The organism is Azospirillaceae bacterium (assembly GCA_028283825.1).
In the GTDB taxonomy this organism is placed as follows: domain Bacteria; phylum Pseudomonadota; class Alphaproteobacteria; order Azospirillales; family Azospirillaceae; genus Nitrospirillum.
This window is the reverse complement of record JAPWJW010000001.1, coordinates 723,737-744,896: the sequence shown is the minus strand read 5'-3', so window position 1 is coordinate 744,896 and position 21,160 is coordinate 723,737. Positions and strand designations below refer to the sequence as shown.

The 21,160-nt window shown below is 67.3% G+C and carries 19 protein-coding genes; 7 read left to right on the top strand and 12 right to left on the bottom strand.

From position 1 onward, the window contains the following. Positions 1–58 precede the first annotated feature (58 nt). A complete protein-coding gene (gene ybaL / locus PW843_02870; protein MDE1145550.1) occupies positions 59–1,798 on the top strand; it encodes a YbaL family putative K(+) efflux transporter in 1,740 nt (579 codons plus the stop codon). Between the two features lie 50 nt (positions 1,799–1,848). Here the strand turns inward: ybaL and PW843_02865 are convergent, their stop codons facing one another. Genes PW843_02865 through PW843_02855 form a run of 3 tightly spaced genes read right to left on the bottom strand, consistent with a single transcriptional unit; the run spans position 1,849 to position 6,017 of the window. After that, positions 1,849–2,304, bottom strand: a complete 456-nt coding sequence (locus PW843_02865) for a PIN domain-containing protein (GenBank protein MDE1145549.1) — start codon at positions 2,302–2,304, stop codon at positions 1,849–1,851. Positions 2,305–2,319: 15 nt separating this feature from the next. Beyond that, positions 2,320–2,625: a type II toxin-antitoxin system Phd/YefM family antitoxin gene (locus PW843_02860; protein MDE1145548.1), complete on the bottom strand. Its 306-nt coding sequence runs from the start codon at positions 2,623–2,625 to the stop codon at positions 2,320–2,322. Positions 2,626–2,639: 14 nt separating this feature from the next. Beyond that, entirely contained in the window at positions 2,640–6,017 is a 3,378-nt protein-coding gene (locus tag PW843_02855; GenBank protein MDE1145547.1) for a PDZ domain-containing protein, read from the bottom strand. A gap of 242 nt (positions 6,018–6,259) precedes the next feature. Here PW843_02855 and PW843_02850 point away from each other — a divergent pair, with 242 nt between their 5' ends. Continuing rightward, positions 6,260–7,165, top strand: coding sequence for a hypothetical protein (locus PW843_02850; GenBank protein ID MDE1145546.1), 906 nt, complete (start codon positions 6,260–6,262; stop codon positions 7,163–7,165). 20 nt (positions 7,166–7,185) lie between these two features. On the opposite strand, the gene PW843_02845 is transcribed toward PW843_02850, so the two are convergent. The 6 genes from PW843_02845 to PW843_02820 all read right to left on the bottom strand — a co-directional run bounded on the left by PW843_02845 (position 7,186) and on the right by PW843_02820 (position 11,056). Then, entirely contained in the window at positions 7,186–7,584 is a 399-nt protein-coding gene (locus tag PW843_02845) for a hypothetical protein (protein ID MDE1145545.1), read from the bottom strand. 29 nt (positions 7,585–7,613) lie between these two features. Continuing rightward, complete coding sequence (locus PW843_02840) at positions 7,614–8,102, bottom strand: low molecular weight phosphatase family protein (GenBank protein ID MDE1145544.1); 489 nt, start codon at positions 8,100–8,102, stop codon at positions 7,614–7,616. A 7-nt stretch (positions 8,103–8,109) separates the two neighbouring features. Then, entirely contained in the window at positions 8,110–8,595 is a 486-nt protein-coding gene (locus tag PW843_02835) for a UPF0262 family protein (GenBank protein ID MDE1145543.1), read from the bottom strand. An 11-nt stretch (positions 8,596–8,606) separates the two neighbouring features. Further along, positions 8,607–9,899 carry a histidinol dehydrogenase gene (gene hisD, locus PW843_02830; GenBank protein MDE1145542.1) on the bottom strand — a complete coding sequence of 431 codons (1,293 nt, stop codon included), beginning with the start codon at positions 9,897–9,899 and terminating at the stop codon, positions 8,607–8,609. Then, a complete protein-coding gene (gene hisG, locus PW843_02825) occupies positions 9,889–10,632 on the bottom strand; it encodes an ATP phosphoribosyltransferase (protein MDE1145541.1) in 744 nt (247 codons plus the stop codon). Before hisG ends, hisD begins: the two co-directional genes overlap by 11 nt. 175 nt (positions 10,633–10,807) lie before the next feature. Further along, a complete protein-coding gene (locus tag PW843_02820; GenBank protein ID MDE1145540.1) occupies positions 10,808–11,056 on the bottom strand; it encodes a cysteine rich repeat-containing protein in 249 nt (82 codons plus the stop codon). Positions 11,057–11,300: 244 nt separating this feature from the next. Here PW843_02820 and PW843_02815 point away from each other — a divergent pair, with 244 nt between their 5' ends. Genes PW843_02815 through PW843_02805 form a run of 3 tightly spaced genes read left to right on the top strand, consistent with a single transcriptional unit; the run spans position 11,301 to position 12,872 of the window. After that, on the top strand, positions 11,301–11,909 hold the full coding sequence (locus PW843_02815) for a sigma-70 family RNA polymerase sigma factor (protein ID MDE1145539.1): 609 nt from the start codon (positions 11,301–11,303) through the stop codon (positions 11,907–11,909). Positions 11,910–11,911: 2 nt separating this feature from the next. Further along, positions 11,912–12,358 carry a hypothetical protein gene (locus tag PW843_02810; protein MDE1145538.1) on the top strand — a complete coding sequence of 149 codons (447 nt, stop codon included), beginning with the start codon at positions 11,912–11,914 and terminating at the stop codon, positions 12,356–12,358. A 49-nt stretch (positions 12,359–12,407) separates the two neighbouring features. Then, positions 12,408–12,872 carry a periplasmic heavy metal sensor gene (locus PW843_02805; protein MDE1145537.1) on the top strand — a complete coding sequence of 155 codons (465 nt, stop codon included), beginning with the start codon at positions 12,408–12,410 and terminating at the stop codon, positions 12,870–12,872. Positions 12,873–13,023: 151 nt separating this feature from the next. Here the strand turns inward: PW843_02805 and ltrA are convergent, their stop codons facing one another. Both ltrA and PW843_02795 read right to left on the bottom strand, forming a co-directional pair. After that, positions 13,024–14,274 carry a group II intron reverse transcriptase/maturase gene (ltrA, locus tag PW843_02800; protein ID MDE1145536.1) on the bottom strand — a complete coding sequence of 417 codons (1,251 nt, stop codon included), beginning with the start codon at positions 14,272–14,274 and terminating at the stop codon, positions 13,024–13,026. 874 nt (positions 14,275–15,148) lie between these two features. Beyond that, positions 15,149–16,630, bottom strand: a complete 1,482-nt coding sequence (locus tag PW843_02795) for a catalase (protein ID MDE1145535.1) — start codon at positions 16,628–16,630, stop codon at positions 15,149–15,151. 190 nt (positions 16,631–16,820) lie between these two features. Here PW843_02795 and PW843_02790 point away from each other — a divergent pair, with 190 nt between their 5' ends. Both PW843_02790 and PW843_02785 read left to right on the top strand, forming a co-directional pair. Further along, positions 16,821–17,207 carry a LysR family transcriptional regulator gene (locus PW843_02790; GenBank protein MDE1145534.1) on the top strand — a complete coding sequence of 129 codons (387 nt, stop codon included), beginning with the start codon at positions 16,821–16,823 and terminating at the stop codon, positions 17,205–17,207. Continuing rightward, positions 17,134–17,742, top strand: a complete 609-nt coding sequence (locus PW843_02785; protein MDE1145533.1) for a LysR substrate-binding domain-containing protein — start codon at positions 17,134–17,136, stop codon at positions 17,740–17,742. The genes PW843_02790 and PW843_02785 overlap by 74 nt, the downstream gene beginning before the upstream one ends. On the opposite strand, the gene PW843_02780 is transcribed toward PW843_02785, so the two are convergent. Next, complete coding sequence (locus PW843_02780; protein ID MDE1145532.1) at positions 17,717–20,968, bottom strand: DUF3857 domain-containing protein; 3,252 nt, start codon at positions 20,966–20,968, stop codon at positions 17,717–17,719. The two genes, PW843_02785 and PW843_02780, sit on opposite strands and share 26 nt — an antisense overlap. Positions 20,969–21,160: the final 192 nt, after the last annotated feature.

Here is a 21,160-nt window from a genome sequence, read left to right as displayed (position 1 = left end):
GCGCGGGATGGGTTCCCCGTCCCCAAAACCACGACACACCGGAGGCCCCCGCCCGCCCATGATGCATGAGACCCCCCTGATCGCCACCATCGTCGGCGGCCTTGGCTGCGCCTTTGTCCTGGGCGCCATCGCCACCCGCCTGCGCGTGTCCCCGCTGGTGGGCTATCTGCTGGCCGGCGTGCTGCTGGGCCCGTTCACACCGGGCTTCGTCGCCGACCAGCACCTGGCGCCGCAGCTGGCGGAGATCGGCGTCATCCTGCTGATGTTCGGGGTCGGCCTGCACTTCTCGCTTTCCGACCTCATGTCGGTGAAGCTGATCGCCATACCGGGGGCGCTGGCCCAGATCGCCGTCGCCACCCTGATGGGCATGGGCCTGGCCCACCTGATGGGCTGGGGCCTGGGGGCGGGACTGGTGTTCGGCCTGGCCCTGTCGGTCGCCAGCACCGTGGTGCTGCTGCGCACCCTGCAGGAACGCCGGCTGATGGAAACCGCGGGCGGCAAGATCGCCATCGGCTGGCTGGTGGTGGAGGACATGGCCATGGTGCTGGCGCTGGTGCTGCTGCCGGCGCTGGGTGACCTGCTGGGTGGGATGGGCACGCCCTCCTTCTCGCAACTGGGCATGACCCTGCTGCTGACCCTGGGCAAGGTGGCGGGCTTTGTCGTCCTGATGCTGGTGGTGGGCCGCCGCGTGATCCCCTGGGTGCTGCACCGCACGGCGCAGACCGGTTCGCGCGAACTGTTCCGCCTGGCCGTGCTGGCCGTGGCGCTGGGCGTGGCCTTTGGTGCGGCCGAACTGTTCGGCGTGTCCTTCGCGCTGGGCGCCTTCTTCGCCGGCATGACATTGGCGGAATCGCCGCTGGCGCATGAGGCGGCGGAGGAATCGCTGCCCTTGCGCGACGCCTTCGCCGTGCTGTTCTTCGTGTCGGTCGGGATGCTGTTCGACTGGCGCATCATCATCGACCACCCGCTGCCCCTGCTGGGCACCCTGGCCATCATCCTGGTGGGCAAGGTCGTGACCGCCTATGTGCTGGTGCGCCTGTTCCGGCACAGCGACGCCACCGCCCTGACCATTTCCGGCGGCCTGGCGCAGATCGGCGAATTCTCCTTCATCCTGGCGGCTTTCGGCGTGGATCTGGGCCTGCTGCCGCCGGATGGGCAAAGCCTGATCCTGGCCGGCGCCATCCTGTCCATCCTGCTGAACCCGGCCGTGTTCATCGCCCTGGAACGCGTGGCCGCGCGCCGCCAGAAAAAGGCCCATGTGCCGGCGGAGACCGGTGAGGCCGCAGTGCCGGACGTCGCCGCCCTGGTGCCCACCACGCTGACGGAGCATGCCATCATCGTCGGTTACGGCCGCGTCGGTCGCCTGGTGGGTGAGGCCCTGCGCCGGGACGGCACGCCCATGCTGGTGGTGGAGGAGGACACCGGCCTGCTGGAACAGCTGCGCGCGCAAGGGGTGGAAGCCATCGCCGGCAATGCCGCCCAGCCCGATGTGATGGCGGCGGCCAACCTGGAGGGTGCCCGCTGGCTGTTCGTGGCCGTGCCCAACAGTTTCGAGGCCGGCCAGGTGGTGGCGCAGGCGCGCAAGCGCAACCCCCACCTGGACATCATCGCCCGCGCCCACACCGACGCCGCCGTGGACCATCTGCGCCAGCACGGCGCCAACCTGGTGATCATGGGCGAACGCGAGATCGCCCAGGGCATGCTGTCCCACGCCCACGGCCTGCTGGTGCCGGAACCGGGCACCGCTGGCCCCTCCGGTGACGAGCCACCGGAGGGCAGCGTGGCGGCGGCGGTGTGATCAACTTTTGCTCAAAACCCTAAATATGGACACGCTTTCCAGTTCCATATTTAGGGTTTTGGACCGTCCAGCACCGCCAACAACAAGGGTGATGGTACCGGTGCGAAGGGGTTGACCAGGGTTACACCGCCCAGGGTGCGGCCATCCTGACCGTCCTCGGTGATCAACACCCTGCAACCCGCACGCTTGGCCGTCGCCCAGATCATGGCATCCCAGAACGACCAATTATGGGCGGTCACGGCGTCCATCGCATCCACCAGGCATTGGTCATCGGCAGCAACCACGGGCAACGCGTCCCGCCACGCCTGAACCATGGCAGCAGCATGCGATGCCGGAACCTTGTGCCTACCTGTTAGGGCGCGGAATAGCTCCCCCAACACCTGGACGGTCAACACGCAGTCCCGGCCCCGCGCTCTGGCCAATACGTCAAGCGCCGTGCGGTGCCGATCCCCGGCCTGGGTGTCCACCGCGTAGACCAGGATGTTGGTGTCGATTGTGAAACGCATGCAACCGCCCCCAGCTCAACGGTCGTCGTACAGATCGTCCCTGGTGAACGTGCCCCCACCCAGCGGCAGGCCCTTTTCCAGCATGGTCATCAACCGGTCCCAAGCCCCGCCATCCAGCGTCGGCGCATAGGGCACCAACTTGGCGACCGGCGCACCACGGCGGGTGATGATCACGGTCTCCCCCTCCGCCGCCTGGCCAAGGATATCCGAGAATTTCTGGTTGGCATCGCGCGCGGAAACAATGCGGGTCATTGAAATCTCCAGGATGCCAGCTTCGCCATCGATAATGATGTTGAAGTCGGCGTCAGGAATCAAGACCAAACGTAGTTACATACCTACATTGCCCTCCCACCATCCCGCACGCTGTCCGGCAGCACCGGCTTGCGGTCCGGGTAGGCCGGGCGCTTGAAGACAGGGGGCGGGTTCTTGGCCAACTGGTCCAGCGCCACGGCCACCGCCTTCTCCAACTGAGGGTCGTGGCCCTGGCGCACCAGGGCGGGGTCCTGTTCCACCTCGACATCCGGCGGGACGCCGATGTTCTCCACCTCCCACTCGCCCTTGGTGCCGTAGAGAGCCCAGCGTGGTGCTGTGATGGAGCCGCCGTCGATCAGCGGCGGGTAACCGCCGATGCCGACCAGGCCGCCCCAGGTGCGCACGCCGACCAGGGTCCCGATGTTCGCCTTGCGGAACAGCCAGGGCAGCGCGTCGCCGCCGGACCCCGACATCTGGTTGATGATCATGACCTTGGGGCCGTAGATGGCCTGGGCCGGTTCCACCACCTCTTCCCCTTCGCGGGTGGCGTCCACCATTTGCGGCGTCTTTTTCATCTGGTCGATGATGAAGTCCGCGATCTCGCCGCCATGGTTGAAGCGTTCATCGATGACGGCACCCTGCTTGCCCACTTGCGAGAAATAATAGCGGTTGAAGTTGGAGAAGCCGCCCGAGGCCGTGTCCGGCAGGTAGACGTAGGCCAGGCGGCCGCCCGACAGTTCATCCACCTTGCGCCGGTTCTCCTCCATCCAGGTGCGCAGGCGCAGCTTGGCCTCCGACGCCACCGGCACCACCGTCACCTGGCGTGAATTGCCGCCATCCACCCGGGGACCGACGGTCAGCACCGTCTGCTTGCCGGCGGTGCCCAGGAAGGCGCGATAGACCTCACCGTCCGCCGCCTTCACCTCATTGCCGTTGACGGCCAACAGATAGTCGCCCACCGCCACGTTGACACTAGGCTGGGTCAGGGGTGCGCGGGCACCCGGCGTCCAGCTTTCGCCCTCCAGGATGCGGGCGAACTGATAGCGGCCGTTGACCACCTTGTAGTCGGCGCCCAGCAGGCCGACGTTGACCCGGTCCTGGCGCGGCAGGGCGCCACCGCCGACGAAGGTGTGGCCGACGCCGATATGGCCCGTCATCTCCGCGAACAGGGCGTTCAAGTCGACACGGCCGGCCATCGCCTCCAGGAAGGGGGCGTACAGGCGTTCGGCCTTGGGGATGTCCAACCCTTGGGCCTTGGGATCGTAGAGGAAGTCGCGCTCGATCCGCCAGACCTCATGGTACATCTGGCGCCATTCGGCGCGCGGGTCCACCCACACCTGCATCTCATCGATCTTCAGGGCACCGGCGCCGGCGTCCGGCGCCTTGTCCGCCCCGTTGACGAACCACTTGCCGTGCTGGGCGTACATCACCTTCTGCCCGTCGGCGGAAACGGCGAAGCTGCCGGCGTCCACGCTGTCCAGGAACTTGTCCAGCTTGCGGGTCTTCAGGTCGAAGCGGGCGATTTCCAGGCTGGGTCCGCCATCGTCGCTGTCGACATAGTCGTCGTCCGTCAGGGCGACGGGGGCGGCCTGGGCGAAGACGATGCCCTCGTCCCCCACCTCGATCCCGGCCAGGTTCACGCGCGGAATGGGCAGGGCCAGGGTGCGCTGGTCCAGGCCGGCGAAGTCGATGCGGACGTCCTTGGACTTCTTGTCGTCATCCTTCTTGTCGGTGCCCTTCTTCTTGTCGTCTTTCTTGTCGGCCTTGTCGCCCGGTGCCGTCCCCGGCTCCTCATCGCTTTCCGGCGCCAGGGGGGACGGGTCGTCGCGGCGCAGGACCATCATGTAGACCCGGCCATCGGTGGCGCGGCCCATGCTGGACATGTCCAGCCAGCCCTGGTCCAGGCCGTTGTTGGTGAAAGAGACGAAGTACAGGTATTTGCCGCCCCGGTCGAAGCGGGCGGAGGTGGCGTTGCTGCGCCCGTCCGTCACCATCTGCGTCTTCTTGTCAGCCAGGCCGTAGATGAAGATGCCGTGCAGGTGGTTGGGCAACTGCTTGGAATAGGCCAGCCAACGGCTGTCCGGCGACCACGCCGGGTCCAGGTGGGTGGCCGGACTGTCATAGCGGTCGGTGTCCACCTTCACCGGGATGGGGTGGTCCAGGTCGATCATCCACAGGTTCAGCCGCTTGTCGGTGTAGGCGATCTTCTTGCTGTCGGGCGACCACACCGGTGAATAGAAATAGCTGGGTGGCTGCCCCAGGCCGATCGCCCGGACCGGCCCCAGCCCGTCGGGCGACCGCAGGTGCAGCGAATATTCCCCGCCCTCGTCGGAGAACCAGGCGACGGTCTTGCCGTCCGGCGACCAGGCGGGGTCGCGGTCGGCCACACCAGGGCTTTGCGTCAGGTTGCGCACATCGCCCTTTTCCGCCGGTACCGCCAGGATCTCGCCATGCGTCTCAAACAGCACGCGCTTACCGGTGGGCGAGATGGCGGCGTGCAGGATCTGGCCCGGATCCAGGGATTCCAGGTGGGGGCGGGTCTGCGGCAGTTCATCGGCGATGGTGACGGGCACCGCGTGCACCTGGCGGGTGGCGGTGTCATACAGGTTCAGCGTGCCGAACTGGTCATAGACGATGCCGCCGGGACCGGCCGACGCCGACTGGATGTCGAAACCCTTGGTGTTCTTCACCACGACCGCGACCTTGGCCGTCTTCACGTCATAGGCGTACAGCGCCACCGGCCCGTCGCGGTCCGACAGGAAATACACGGTGTCGCCCACCCACAGGGGGCTGCGGTCGTTGGAGTTGTCGCGCGGCACCTTCACGATGCTGGAATCCGCCAGGGCTGCGATCCAGATGCGCGCGGTCTGACCGCCGCGATATTGCTTCCACGCCGGCTGCCACTGCGAGAAGGGCGTATAGGCCAGGTGGCTGGCGTCGGGGGAATAGCTGGCCTCGAAGCCCGAAGGCAGCGGCAGCAGGGTGGCATCCCCGCCCTGCACCGGGATGGTGTACAGCTTTTCCAGGTCGCGCGGCGTGGTGCGCGGGGTGCGGAACAGGATGTTCTTGCCGTCCGGCGTCCAGCCCACGGCCACGTCGCGGCCGGGATGGTAGGTCAGGCGCCGCGGCTCCCCGCCCTTGACCGGCACGACGTAGACATCGGTGTTGCCATCGTAGGTGCCGGTGTAGGCGATCAGGCCGCCATCAGGGGAAAAGACGGGGCCGCTGTTCTGTCCCTGCCCCGCCACCAGCAACCGCGCCTGGCCGCCGGCCCGCGCCACCGTCCAGATCTGCCCGCCGTAATCGAAGGCGATCTGGTTGGCCGACAGGCTGGGGTGCTGCAGCATCAGGGGCGGCGGGCCGTCCTTCGGGTCGGGCTTGGCATCGGGTGTCTTGGTTTGGCCCGGGGCCGCGGAACCGGAGACCATCAGGCAAACAAGCGCCACACCAAGCCAACGCATCAGACACCGCCGATTGTGAAGCAAAGGCGGCGATTGTTTCATAAGCCAAAGGGTAGCGCCACGGCCAACCGGCGGGCGGGCGCACCGGCCGCACCGTCGCGGGCGGTGCATTTTCCCTGGCCCCGGCTTGCCGCGCTATCATTTGTAAGAATACCGCCCCCAAATGGCGGGCCGGCAACACGGGTGCCCGACCTGGCTGCGGGCGCGGACCGAAACAGGGAACGGGTGGGGGATAGGCGTCCATGGGTTTGGGGAAACTGGCCAGGGCGTTATCGGGCGCGGTGCTGGCGTTTCTGACCTGCACCGCTGCTGGCGCCGGATCGGCGGCACCCGCGGCCGGGACCTTCACCATCGTCTATCCCCGCGCCAGCGAAAGCGCCACCGACCCGCGCGACGACTATCCGCTGGGCCTGCTGCGCCTGGCGTTGGACAAGATGGGCGCGCATTACACCATCCGGCCCAGCGCCACGGTGATGGAACAGGCCCGCGCCGCCGTGGCCCTGAAACAGGGGGTGGAGATCACCCTGCTGTGGAACGGCATGTCCACCAAGCTGGAGCAGGCGCTGCGCCCCATCCGCGTGCCCCTCTATCGCGGCGTGCAGGGTTATCGCCTGTTCATCATCGACCGGGCCGACCAGGCGCGCTTCTCATCCGTGCGCACGCTGGACGATTTAAGGGCGCTGACCGCCGGCCAGGCGCTGGGCTGGCCCGACGTGGATATCCTGCAGGCGGCCGGGCTGCCGGTGGAAACCTTCCGCTACGATCTGCTGTTCCGCCTGGTGGGCCTGCACCGCATCGACTATTTCCCCCGCGGCGCCAACGAGGTCTTCGCCGAGGTGGCGTTGCGCCGCGCCGACGTGCCCAGTCTGGCGGTGGAGCGCGACCTGATGCTGGTCTATCCCTTCGACAGCTATTTCTACACCGCCAAGGGCAACGAGGCCCTGGCCGCCACCATCGAGCAAGGCCTGCTGAAGGCCTATGAGGACGGGTCGTTCCTGAAATACTTCAACGATAGCCCCTACATCCGTCAGGTGCTGGCCGAGGCCCGCCTGGACACCCGCCGCCGCATCACCATCCCCAACCCCCTGCTGTCGCCGGAAACGGCGGCCCTGCCGGACAAGTTCTGGTATGGGCGGGACGGACGGTGACGCGGAACCGCCGTCAGCCGTCAGTGCCCGTCCTTGGCTATCCTGGCCACCGCCTTGGTGATGGCGGCGCGCACCACGGGCTTGTCGACGATTTCCACGCAGTAAAGCACCGGCAGGGCCTTGCCCTCCATGGGGTGGGCCTCGTCAAACCCCACCGGCACATGGCCCTTGGCCAGTGCCTCTTTCACTGCCGCCCGAACAGGTCCCAGCGATTCCGGGCCCAGCCCACGCCCCTGCACGATGACCTCGGCCCAAGCCAAGCCCTGGCCCTTCAAGTAAGGCTGCTCCTGTTCCGTGAGGCAGGCGGCGATGGCATAGCTTTCAACATCCCGCTGCGCGTGGCCGCGTCCGGCAGCGGACGCGCTGGCGGCCAGCATCAGGCCGAGGATAGGAAGCCAACGGGTGCTTTTGATCGTCATGGAGCGGCACCTCAGCGTGAAAAGGGCCCTTACAACACCGGCACAGGCCCCATGGGGAAGCGCTGCTTGATACGGGCCAGCAGGCCGTCGCGCACCTGGCGGTAGGCGGCCAGGCGGGTGTCGCGGTTGCCGTCGATGAAGCTGGGGTCCAGCGTATGCCAGAATTCCACGTCGCAGGCGGTGGTGCGGGTCATTTCCACCGCGCGGTGCTGCGCCTCGGGCGACAGCGACACCACCAGGTCGAAGCTGGTGTCCTCCAGCTGGTCGAAGGTCTTGGCGCGGTGGCGGCTGATGTCGATGCCCATTTCCTCCATCACCGCGACGGCGAAGGGGTCGAGGTCGCCCTCGCGCACGCCGGCGCTGTCCACATAGAGGCGATGGCCATGCAGGTGGCGCAGCAGGGCCGCCGCCATGGGGGAGCGGATGGCGTTGTGGGTGCAGGCGAACAGCACGCTGGTGATCTGGGCCGGATGGACGGCCGGGGCGAAGACGGCGAAGGGATCCGGAAACTCCGCCATCGCGTCCTCAGCCCCGGATGTGCAGGACGCAGATGAGGGTGAAAAGGCGGCGGGCGGTGCCGTGGTCCAAGGTCACCTTGGATGCCAACCGTTCACGCAACAGGTCGGACCCTTCGTTGTGCAGGCCGCGGCGCCCCATGTCGATGGCCTCGATCTGGGACGGGCTGGCGGTCTTGATGGCCTTGTAATACCCCTCGCAGATCAGGAAATAGTCGCGCACCACCGCCCGCAACGGCGTCAGCGGCAGGGTGATGCGGTCGACCTCCGCATCCCTCTCATCCCGCAGGTCGAAGACCATGCGGTTGTCCTCGATGGACAGGTACAGGCGGAAGGGGCCGGCGTCGGGGTGGTCCACCAGCTGGAACTGCTGGTTTTCCTCCACCAGGTCGAACAGGGCCACCGCCCGCTCATGCTCCACCTCCGGCCGGCGGCGGATGGCCGACTGCTCCACCAACTCCACATGGACGATGCGCTGCCGGCTGGTGGCCGTCATGCCGTTCCCCCTTAGCCGCCCAGCCGGATGCGCACGGACAGGGCGTGCGCACCCAGCCCCTCGGCATCGGCCAGCATGGCGGCGGCGGGGCCCAGGCGGCCCAGGCTGGCGGCGTCACATCCCACCAGGGTGGTGCGCTTCATGAAGTCCAGCACGTTGAGGCCGGAGGAGAAGCGGGCGCTGCGCGCCGTGGGCAGGACATGGTTGGGGCCGGCGATGTAGTCGCCGATGGCCTCGGGCGTGTAGCGGCCCAGGAAGATGGCGCCGGCGTGCCGTACCCGGGATGCCAGCGCGTCCGGATCGGCCACCGCCAGTTCCAAATGTTCCGGCGCCAGGCGATTGACCAGGGCCACCGCCTCATCCAGGTCGCGCACCAGGATGGTGGCGCCGTTGTTGCGCCAGCTGGCGCCGGCGATGACGGCGCGCGGCAGGCTGCCCAGGTGGGCGTCCACGGCGACGCGCACGGCCTTCAGGAAGTCGGCGTCATCGCTGATCAGGATGGACTGGGCGCTGCTGTCGTGTTCGGCCTGCGACAGCAGGTCGGCCGCGATCCAGGCCGGGTCGTTGGCGCCGTCGGCCACCACCAGGATTTCCGACGGGCCGGCGATCATGTCGATGCCGACGGTGCCGAACACCTGGCGCTTGGCGGCGGCGACATAGGCGTTGCCCGGTCCCACGATCTTGTCCACCGGCCGGATGGTGGCCGTCCCATAGGCCAATGCGGCCACCGCCTGGGCGCCGCCCACCCGGTAAATCTCATCCACGCCGGCGATGCGGGCGGCGGCCAGCACCAGGGGCGACAAGGCGCCTTCCGGCGTCGGCACCACCATGGCCAGGCGTTCCACGCCCGCCACCTTGGCCGGGATGGCGTTCATCAGGACGGAGCTGGGGTATGAGGCCAGGCCCCCCGGCACATACAGGCCCACGGCTGACAGCGGCGTCCAGCGGGCACCCAGGCGCACGCCGATCTCATCGACATAGTCGTAGGCGTCCGGCGTCTGGCGGCGGTGGAAGGCTTCGATCCGGCGGGCGGCGAGGCGCAGGGCGTCCAGCACCTCGGGATCGCAGGCGGCGATGGCGGCGTCGACCTCCCCCTCCGTGATGCGCAGGCGCCCGGGCGACAGGTCCAGCTGGTCCCAGCGGCTGGTGTAGCTGATCAGCGCCTCATCCCCGTGCAGGCGCACGTCGCGCAGCACGGCGGCGACGGCGTCGGCCACGTCGCTCTGGGATTCGCGCTTGGCATGCAACAGCTGGTCGAAGGCGGCCTCAAAACCGGCATCGGTGGTGCGCAGGTCACGCGGCATGGCTGACAACCTCAGTGAAACGGTTGATCCAATCCTGGATCTCCGGGTGCCGCGTCTTGAAGGCGGCGCGATTAACGATAAGGCGCGAGGTCACGTCGGCAATATGCTCGATTTCCACCAGGCCGTTGGCCTTCAGGGTGGCACCGCTGGAGACCAGGTCGACGATGCGCTGGCACAGGCCCAGGCTGGGCGCCAATTCCATGGCACCGTTCAGCTTGATGCATTCCGCCTGCACACCACGGCGGGCGAAGTGGCGGCGGGTGACCTCGGGGTATTTGGTGGCGACGCGCACGTGGCTCCACCGCGAGGGGTCGTCGGCCTGCGCCTCCGCCACCGGCTCGGCCACCGCCAGGCGGCAATGGCCGATTCCTAAGTCCAGGGGCGCGTAGATCTCAGGGAAGTCGAATTCCATCAGCACATCGTTGCCGCACACGCCCAGCTGGGCGGCGCCAAAGGCGACGAAGGTCGCCACGTCGAAGCTGCGCACGCGGATGATCTCCACATGCGGCAGGTTGGTGGCGAAGCGCAGCGCGCGGCTTTTGGGATCGTCGAACGCGGCCTCGGGCTTCAGTCCCACGGCGTCCAGCAGGGGGCGCACCTCATCCAGGATGCGGCCCTTGGGCAAGGCCAGGGTCAGCCGCTCCGGCGCCGCGGAGGCGGCGGTGGTATGCGCCGGCGCGGTTCCGGGAACCGGGGACGCGACAGACGAAGGGGGCGGCACGGCGGCAGGCATTTGAAACGCGGGCTCCGATGGACGAACCCCATTCCGGGTCCGGAGGGCCGCAGAATAGCAGATCGCCCGTCCCCGCCAACGCCCCGCGATGATGGGCAGCCCTGCCCGTTTGAGCGGGGTTTGTTGCGTAGAATTCGGGCCGGCGGATCCGAAACGATCCGCCGGCCCGAATTCATCACGAGCCCTGCTTGGGTGCCGGGAAGTTGGCCAGCGCCGCCTTGCAGTCGGCCGACAGCTTGTCCTCATTCTGTTTCAGGCAGGCCAGGATGCGGCCGCCGCCGGGCTGCACGTCCTTGCACAGGGCCTGGCGGTCGGGCTGGCAAGACTTCATGGCGGCGCGCTGGTCCTGGGCAAAGGCGGGAACGGCGGCCAGCGCCGCCATCAGCGACAGGGCGGCGACGCCACGGGTGATCATTCGGGTCATGGGGTCGTTTCCTTGAAAGGACGGTGAAAAAGAGCGGCGGCTCAGGGCTGCCCGTGTCTTTCTGGTACGGTGGGCGGAACCCGGATTATTCGCCGACGCGCTTTCAAAAAAATTGGACGGCCAGCCGAATAGCGACGTCGAAACCGCCCGTATCAGGGCAAAATCCCCGCATCCATGATTGAAGGTCAGCGATGACCGGTCCCGATACCCAGCACGCACCACCCGCCTTGCAACGGGAAACCCCGTGATCGACCAGAAGATTGGGAGCACCGCCGACCGGCCACGGGACGACGGTGACGACGCCCTGATGGCCCGCATCGCCGACGGCGACGAACGCGCCCTGCGCGCGGTGGGACAGCGGCACTACGCCACCACCTGGCGCCTGGCCAAGCGGCTGCTGTCATCGGAGGCAGATGCCGACGACGTGGCGCAGGAGGTGCTGGTGCGGGTGTGGAACCATGCCGGGCGCTGGACGCCCGGCCGGGCGCAACTGAGCACCTGGCTGTACACCGTGACCTACCGCCTGTGCCTGGACCGGCTGCGCATGCGGCGCCACGACACGCTGGATGAGGCGATGGAGGTGGCAGACCCGGCGGAACGCGTGGATGACCGCCTGGAACGCCGGTCGGAACAGCAGCAGGTGCGCGACGCCCTGGCCACCCTGCCGGAGAAGCAACGCGCGGCACTGACGCTGTTCTATTACCAGGAAATGCCGGGTCCCCAGGCTTCGGCGGTGCTGGGCCTGAACCAGCGGGCTTACTGGTCGCTGTTGCACCGCGCCCGCAACGCCTTGCAGCGCGCCCTGGCCAAGGCGACCCCCGAGGATGGAAACGAGATGAGCAGGAGGGGATGAGCATGATGACGCTAGAGGATTTCGCCCGCCACCTGGCCACCCATGGGCCGGACATCGACCAATGGCCCCACCCTCTGCGCCGGCCGGCCCTTCACCTGCGGGACGCGGACACCGACGCGCAAATCCTGTGGGAGATGGCGTTCCGCCGCGTCCTGCCCCTTCCCCATGATGGCCTGGATGCCGGCATGCCCGACGGGCACCGCGTCCAGGCCGGCATCGACGCCAGCCTGCGCCGCATCCGCAACCAGGTGCCCGCGACCCCGGCGAAAGGCTGGTGGGCCATGCTGGTGCCCAGCCGTCCCGTCGGCGCCGTTTTCGCCACCGTGGCGGTGGCCGGCTGGCTGGCTGGCACCTGGCTGTCTCCCTCGCCCGATGCCGGTTCCGGCGAACCCGCCCTGACCGCCCTGTTCAGCATGACGGGATCGGCCGGCGGCTGGTTCGTACAGTAACCCGCCCGCCTATTCCGACTTGTTCCGATCGCCCGAAAGGCTCCATCCCATGCGCGCCCTGCTTCAATCCCGTCTTCTGCTGACCCTGTCGCTGGCCCTGAACCTGTTCCTGCTGGCATTCGTGGGGGCGCAGCAATGGCGGGAGCGAGCGGTTCTGCGCATGCTGCCCCCTTCCGTGGCCGCGACGCCGGGCGGCAACGCCCTGGCCTCCGCCTTCATCGACCTGGCGGAAAACATGCCGGCCGACGACCGCCGCCTGCTGCGCGAGGCCATCCTCAGCCACATGGCCCAGTTGGAACAGGCGCAGGCCGGCTTCATCCAGGCCATGGACCAGGTTCGGGCCGAAATCGACCGCACGCCCCTGGATGACGACGCCCTGCGCGCCGCCATCGCCAACGCGCGCACGCAGCGCCAACCCCTGGGCCTGGTGCTGGAGGACATCATGATGGACGTGGTGCCCAAAATGTCGCCGGAAGGCCGCCACGTCCTGGGCCATTACCGCGAGCGCCGCTAAGCCTTATGGCGCCCCCGCCGCGGTTCGGTCACGTTCCGCTCTAACGCACCCCTGCTGGGCGCAATCGGGATAGGGGGCGATCCTTGAGGACCGCTCCCCTCCCACACCACCCGGCATGCGGGTCCGCACCGGGCGGTTCGAGGAGTTGAGGTCAAGAGAGACGGGGCATTCCCAGGGCGTCCGCCCATTGCAGGGAGAGGACGGCATTGAGGGCCATCCCGCTGTTGCGCCACCAGCGGCGGCTATTGGCCGCCACCTGATGGAGCACCTTGGGTTTGGCCCCGAGTGCTTTCAGTTCCCTGTAGATGGTCGTGCCCCGTTTCCAATGCTTGAGCTGGATGGCCCGCAGCCGATGGCGCATCCACTTGTCCAGGTCGTTCCAGACCCGGGGTGTCTGCGCCAGGCGGAAGTAGGCCTTCCATCCCAGAACATAGGAACGCAGGCGCATCACCACCTCCTGCACACTGTTCCCGCCGGAACGGCGGGTCAGCTGCCGGATGCGATGCTTGAAGGTCGCCAGCGGCTTGTCGGCAACCCGCCGCTTGATGACGCCACCGGGCGCCACCCAGAAGCCGTAGCCCAGGAACTTGCGGCCGAACACGCTGGTCACCGCGCTCTTGGTCTCGTTGACCGAGAGACGCAGTCGGCCGTAGAGCCGCCGCAACAGCGCCATCACCCGTTCACCCGCCTTCCGGCTGCGAACGTAAACGTTCGCATCGTCAGCGTAGCGCACGAAGCGATGACCCCGGCGCTCCAGTTCCCGGTCCACCTCGTCGAGCAAGACGTTGGCCAGCAGCGGCGACAGCGGGCCGCCCTGCGGCGTCCCCCTCTCCCGTGCCTGGACCACGCCCCCCACCATGATCCCGCTGTCCAGGTACGACCGGATCAGCCGGACGATGCCGGCATCCCCAATGCGCTTCCAGAGACGGTCGATCAGGATGTCGTGGTTCACCCGGTCGAAGAACTTCTCCAGGTCCACGTCAACCACAACCCGCCGGCCCGACTGGACGTACGACTGTGCCTTCAGCACCGCGTCGTGCGCCCCTCGCCCCGGACGGAAGCCGTAGCTGTACTCGCTGAAGCTCGGATCAAGGAGCGGCTGCAACACCTGCAGCAGCGCCTGCTGGATCAGGCGATCCGTCACCGTCGGGATGCCGAGTTCACGCTCGCCACCGTCCGGCTTCGGGATCGCCACCCGTCGTACCGGCCAAGGCCGGTACGTCCCCGACAACACCTGGCTCCGGATCGCGGGCCACACCGTGCGCAGATGGGCCGCCGTCTGGTCAATGTCCAGACCGTCAACCCCCGCCGCGCCCTTGTTGGACCGCACCCGTCGCCAAGCCCGTTGCAGGTTCTCTCGCGTCAGGGCCGCCAGCAGCAGCCCTGACCCCGTGTTTTCCATTTCCGGGCACGGGCGCAAGGCTTCGTCGCTGCCGGGCCCGGGCAAGGCTTCACCTCGCCCCCCTCCCGACCGCCCCGCTTGCGCGGACATCTGACGCTCTGCCTTCCGCATCGCCACGGTGGATCAACACTCCTCCTCGTTCGGTCCTTCGGCACCAGTTGAACCGGCCCCTACTATGACCTCTGCTGACTTCCCGCTCCGGCTCGACACCGTCACCCTTTCAGGCATAAGGCGGGATCTCCCCAGGTAAGAGCGCGCTCCTTCACCACACAACCGCCGGATCTACGGCGCCGACCCTTGATCACGAGAGCTTCGCGGTTCATGGCCCGCTCGCCCTGCTCGGCACCGCCTTCTATCCGGTTCTTGTTCATCGGCTCGTGGTTTCGCTCCACGCTTCCTCCCCACGATCAGTCGCCCTCTCGCAGTTGCGTTTCGCTTCGTTCACCGTGATCAGCTTACGGAGGGACTTCCACCCTCAAGAACGCGCCCATGCTGGGCGCACCACAAAAAGCCCCGCAGGTGCTAAGCCTGCGGGGCTGTGATCGGGTGCGTCGGGGACGGTGGTTAGCCGTTACCCCAATGCCCCAGTCATAAACGGACAAAGCCCCGCCCCAACCCGCTCAACGGTACGTTGGCTAAATTGGAGGACGAGGTTCATCGGACTATGACCGCTTGTTATGATGTGGGTGACGCTATCCTTGCGTGCGCCGCACCCACAACCTGAAAACGAGCCCTTCCAAAAAAAGATGTGGCCGGGTGACCTTTCGGTCACACCGGCCACCAGGTTCCCTGGCGCCAGGCCGGTCGACCGTGTGGGGATCACGGGGGACGGGCGGGTTTGGGGGACGGGCGCCAGGGTGGGACTGTGGAAAGCTTACGGGAAGGCGGTCTCGGGCCGGCCGGCGCCCTCCCCCTTGGCCAGGGCCTGGCGCACGCCCTCGGCATAGGCCGGATCGACCTTGGCGAAGTGGCCCAGCTGGCGTTCCACGATGTGGGCGGGCACGCCCTGCATGGCGGCAGCGATGTTGCCGAACAGCCGGTCCTTCTGAGCGGCATCCATCAGGTTGAACAGGGCGCGCGGCTGGCCGTAGTCATCATTGCCGTCGCGGTGGTCATAACGGGCGGCATCACCGGTGATACGCAGCGGCGGCTCCGCCACGCCCGGATCCTGCGCCGGGCCGCCCATGCTGTTGGGCTCGTAATAAGCGTCGGGGTTACCGGTGTCGTTGCGGAAAAACCGCATCGCCCCGTCCTTGTGATAGTGGTGCACCGGGCATTTGGGCGCATTCACGGGCAGGGCCTCGTAATGCGTGCCCAGGCGATAGCGGTGGGCGTCGGCGTAGGAGAAGATGCGGGCCTGCAGCATCTTGTCCGGGCTGTGGCCGATGCCGGGCACCACGTTGGATGGGCTGAAGGCCGCCTGTTCGATCTCCGCGAAGTAGTTGTCCGGATTGCGGTTCAGCTCGATCACGCCGACATCGATGGCCGGATAGTCCTTGTGCGGCCACACCTTGGTCAGATCGAAGGGGTTGTAGGGTGTCCGGTCAGCATCAGCTTCGGGCATCACCTGGATCTGCAAGGTCCAGCGGGGGAAGTCGCCCTTCTCGATGCTGCCGAACAGATCCTCCTGATAGCTTTCGCGGGTCTGCCCCACCACCTGGGCCGCCTGGTCGTTGGTCAGATGGCGGTGGCCCTGCTGGGTCTTGAAGTGGAACTTGATCCAGAAGCGTTCGCCCTGGTCGTTCCAGAAGCTGTAGGTGTGGCTGCCGTAGCCGTTCATGAAGCGCGGGCTGGGCGGCAGCCCGCGGTCGGACATCAGGATGGTGACCTGGTGCAGGCTTTCCGGCGACAGGGACCAGAAGTCCCACATGGCGGTCGGGCTGCGCAGGTTGCTGCGCGGATGGCGCTTCTGCGTATGGATGAAATCCGGGAACTTCAACGGGTCGCGGATGAAGAAGACCGGCGTGTTGTTGCCCACCAGGTCCCAATTGCCCTCTTCCGTGTAGAACTTCAGGGCGAAGCCGCGTACGTCGCGCTCCGCATCCGCCGCCCCCAGTTCACCGGCGACGGTGGAGAAGCGTAGCAGCAGGTCGGTCTTCTTGCCCACGGCACCGAACACCTTGGCCCGGGTGTACCGGGTGATGTCGTGGGTGACGGTCAGGGTGCCGAAGGCGCCCCAGCCCTTGGCGTGCACCACGCGTTCCGGAATACGCTCCCGGTTCTGGTGGGCCAGCTTTTCCATCAGCTGGTAGTCCTGCATCAGCACGGGGCCGCGCGGGCCCGCCGTCTGGCTGTTCTGATTGTCGGCGATGGGTGCGCCGGCGGTGGTGGTCATCCGGGGCGGCTGGGTGGTCATGGGAACACTCCCTCATCGTTGTGGCCGTCGATGCGGCGACGGCCTTGAAAGGATTTGGGCCGCCCATTCCGCTATGGCGAGGGGCCCGACGAGGGAAAAGCTATCGGCCCGTCCTTCATGCGTAAAATCGATTGTTCAAATCGTAACGATAGACAACATATATCGGCGATCCAATAAGTGGGACCCACCGATGAACCTGCGCGACCTGCGGTACCTGCTGGCGGTGGCCCAGCACCGCCATTTCGGCCGGGCCGCCGCCGCCTGCAACGTCAGCCAGCCCACCCTCAGCGCCCAGGTGGCCAAGCTGGAGGCGCGACTGGGCGCGCCCTTGTTCGAGCGCACCAACAAATGGGTGGAACCAACGGCCATGGGGGAGGAAGTGCTGGTCCACGCCGCCCGCGCGGTGGCGGAGGCCGACGCCATCCTGGCGCTGGCCCAGCGCCCGCGACCCGCTGGCCGGCCCTCTGACCCTGGGCGTCATCCCCACGCTGGGCCCCTATCTCATGCCCCGGGTGTTCGGCCCCTTGCGCCAACGCCACCCGGCCCTGACCCTGGAATTGTGGGAGGATACGACTGACGCCCTGCTGGAACGGCTGCGCCGCCGCCAGCTGGACGCCGCCCTGATCGCCACCCCGGTGGCGGAAGGCGACCTGACGGAACAGCCCCTGTTCCAGGAGGATTTCCTGGCCGCCCTGCCGCCGGACCACGCCCTGGCCGGTGGACATCAGGTGGATGAAACCGCCCTATCCCCCGACCTGCTGGTCCTGGCCGACGGCCATTGCCTGCGCGACCAGGCGCTGGCGGCTTGCGCCCGGCCCGACCCCGGCGGCTGGTCCCTGCGGGCCACCAGCCTGGAAACCCTGCTGAACATGGTGGCGGCCGGCTATGGCACCACCCTGGTGCCGGCCCTGGCGGCCGAGACCCATGCCGGCCGCACGGACGTGGCCTTCCGCCCCGTGCGGCCCTCACGCGCGGACAGCGGCCGGCTGGTTCGCCTGGTCAGCCGCCCCACCTTCGCCCGCCGGCCGGCGCTGGACGCGCTGGCGGCGCTGATCCGGACGGTGGGGCCGGCGGGTCCACCAGCCTTCAGGGCGTCAAACCGTAGGCCTTGAACATTTCGTCAATCCTGGCGTCGTTTTCCCGGGCAGCGGCCAAATCAGCCTGGCCTTCCGTCGCCATGCCGGCACGTAGCTTGGCCAAGCCCCGGCCATAAAGGCTGGTCTCTCTGGTCGGGCGATCCTTCAGCGCCGCGTCGTATTGGCTGATAGCCTCATCATACCGCCCCAGACGCAGAAGAACGAAGGCACGACTGTCTTGGGTCGCACCGGAGGTCGGTTCCAGCTTCAGCGCCGCGTCGCAGTCGGCCAGGGCGGTGTCCAGCGCAAATCCCACACTTGCCTGCTGCCAGCACAAATCATTCAGGCCCGACGCATCGCCGGCCATCTCGCCGCGCGCCTTGGCGAAGTCTTCCCGCGCCTGCTGATCACGATGGGTACGGGCGTAGAACCGGCCGCGGATCATCAAGGCGTCCTTCTGGTCCTCGGCGGTCCCCAAGGTCAATGACTTGGTGAACGCCGCCTCCGCCGCTGCATCGTCGCCCAGTCGCGACTGGGCTGTTCCCAGGGCAATAAGATAGTCGCCATTGTTCGGATCCAACGCCACGGCGGTGGTCAGATCGGCGGCCTTGCCCTTTTGGTCGGATGGCAACCGCGCGCGGGCACGTTCTGAGTAGACCTCGGCGGTCGGTTTCAGTTCCAGGACACGCCCGTAAGCCGCCACCGCCTCCTCTCTCCGTCCCAGGATTTCCAAACCCACGGCCTTCAGGGTGGCGGCATCCGCATTATCGGGTCGCGCGATGGCCGCCGCCTCCCCTTCCGCCAGTGCGGCGTCCTTTTCGCCCCGCTGGCGCAGGACGTTGAACCGGACCTGGTAGGAATCCAGGCGGTTTGGATCCAGCCGTTTCACCCCCGTGGCATCAGTGAAGGCCTGGTCGCGCTTGTTCAAGCGATAATAGGCCAGCATCCGTTGCCCCAGGGCGCTCACGTCCGCTGGCCATAGCTGCAGCACGCGGGAGGCGATCAAGACCACGTCGTCGTTGCGACCCTGGTCCAGCGCCAACTGGGCGTTGCCATCCATCGCCTGCTGACAGGCGGGGTCCAGCGTCAGGGCCTTGTCGAAGTCCGCCTGGGCGCCTTTGCTGTCGCCCGTTTCCATCCGGATGTAGCCGCGTATGCCATAGGCTGGCGCCCAATCGGGCTTCAGGGCCAGGGCCTTCTCCGCATCCACCAGGGCGCCGGCCTTATCGCCGCGCTTGAACAGGACATCGGCACGGGCCACCAGGGCCTCCGGCGTCTCGGGCGTCCGGGCCAGGAATCTTTCCTGCTCCTTCACCGTGGGCCGATAGTTCACCGGCGTCATCAGGAGGACGGCCTCTTCCGACAGGTTGCGGACTTGCGCCGCCGCGGCTTCGGCCTCCGTGGCGGAAGCCAGGTATTCCGGCTTCAGGCTGCGGGCGCTGACGTCCAGGGTCATGACGTTGCGTTCCACCTTCACATCACGGTGGAAGGCCATCTCCATCAGCGTCTTGTCGACGGCCCCACCCTGAACGGTGGCGCCCAGCGCGTCCGGCGGCAGGATGATGGTCTCCCGCGTCCGCTCATAAAAAGGGAAATTGACGGTGTAGGGGGCATCCAGGTGTGGGCCCGGCTGGCGCTTGGCATCCGCCTTCCAGCCCAGTTCCCCTTCGGGCAACCTCAGGAACACCGCCGTGGTCGATGCCTGCTGCTTCCATTCCAGCAACTGCTCGCCATCGACCACCAGGGTCTGCCGTCCCGTGGCTACGTCGAAATGGTCGCTAACCGTCCGGGGCTGCAGCGTGGGGTAGCGCTTGGTCCAGAAATTCCTGAGCAACCGATCCCGCGCGTCCGCCGATAGGTTATCCAGACCCTGCTTCACCTCCAGGGCGTCATCGCCGGATAATGTTTGTTCGCCGTGGACACGGGTCGGCACACTGATCCCATCGGACGCGTCGATGGTCAGGGTCGTCAATGCCGTGGGCTCATCCAGGGGCGGCGGCACCAGGGGCACCAGCGCACCGCCCTGGGGCACCAGCGGCAGGGCCCAGTGGAAATAAGGCACCCGCAACCGGTCCAGATCACGACCGGCGTCCCCCTCGCGCGTGCCGTCCAGCCAGTAATCGCGGCCGTCGATATGGGCCCGCACCAGCACGTGGTCGAACAGGCCCGGATTGGGCAAACGGGCATCCAGCCCGTCGCCGGCCACGGTGCTGACCAGGGCGGGTTCGGAGGGAATGTCCAGGGCATGCAACAGGGCCAGCAGCAACGCCGTCTTGCCCTTGCAGTCCCCGAAGCGGCGCGTCCAGGTCAGGTCGGCCGCCGCCGGCACCAGGGCGCCGTTGTTCATGCCCAGGAACAGGTAACGCACCTGGTCTTCCACCAACGCCAGCGCCAGGACCGCCCGCACCTTGGGATCCGCAGAGGCGGCGCGAATACGCGCCACCTCAACGTTCAGGGGGGAATCAGGCACCAGCACCGCTGTTTTGGCGAACAGCGCCTCCATCTGCGTCGAAAGGTCGGCCCAGGAGGCATAGGTGCTGAATTCCAGCTGGCGGAAATTGAAGTAACGGGCGGGCGCATTGGCCGGCCCATGCAGTTCAACCACGTCATGCATGTCCAGGCTGAGTTCACCCGGCGCCGTCTTGGGCTTGTCCAACCCATCGGTGGCGCGCCAGTGCAAGGGCTGGGACTTGGGCCAGTTGGCCCGCACGTAGACGCGGTCGGTCGGCACCAACCATACCTCGGCGAACAGTTCCGCCATCTGCCCCTGAAGGACGGGATCGTTCCGCTTCAGGGTGTAGGCGGTTTCCAGCACATCGCCCACCAGCAGGCCCGGCGGCTGCAAGGTGACGGTCAGCGTGCCGTCCAGGGCCGCGGCTTCCAAATTGCGTTCCCGCCGCAGGACGGTGAAGGGCTGGACCGTCGGCAGCAGGTCGATGACCTGGTCACCGCGTCGGATGCGGTACTGGTGCAGTGTCAGGACATCGGTATCGGGGTTCCAGTTCAACTGCTGGGACCCCATGGGCGTCAGGCCCTGGGGCGTACGCACCCTGATGACGTTATGGCTGTAGACGGACACCCCATCCGTCGCCTGGTTCATCTGCCAGTCCGTCAGCAGGATCTGGATGGCCGCCGACGCGCCGCCGCCATCACCATTGGCGGGCATATCCACGGGTTTCACCCAGGCCTCCGGCGGCGCCACCACCGGCTTGTCCGCCGCACGCGCCAAGCCCATGGCGCCCCCCATGCACAGGGTCGCCATCGCCCCCAACACCCACCAACGCATACCCACCCCCATAAACCCCAAGCCGACGGCCGCCGAACTTCCCGGTCAATGTAAATGGAGGAAGGGCATCAACCACAAGGATTTACACGCGGGGTGCGTGAATCCTGGCCAGTTAGAGCAGGATAGAGCGGAACGCGATCAGGTGATTCCACCTGATCGCGTTCCGCT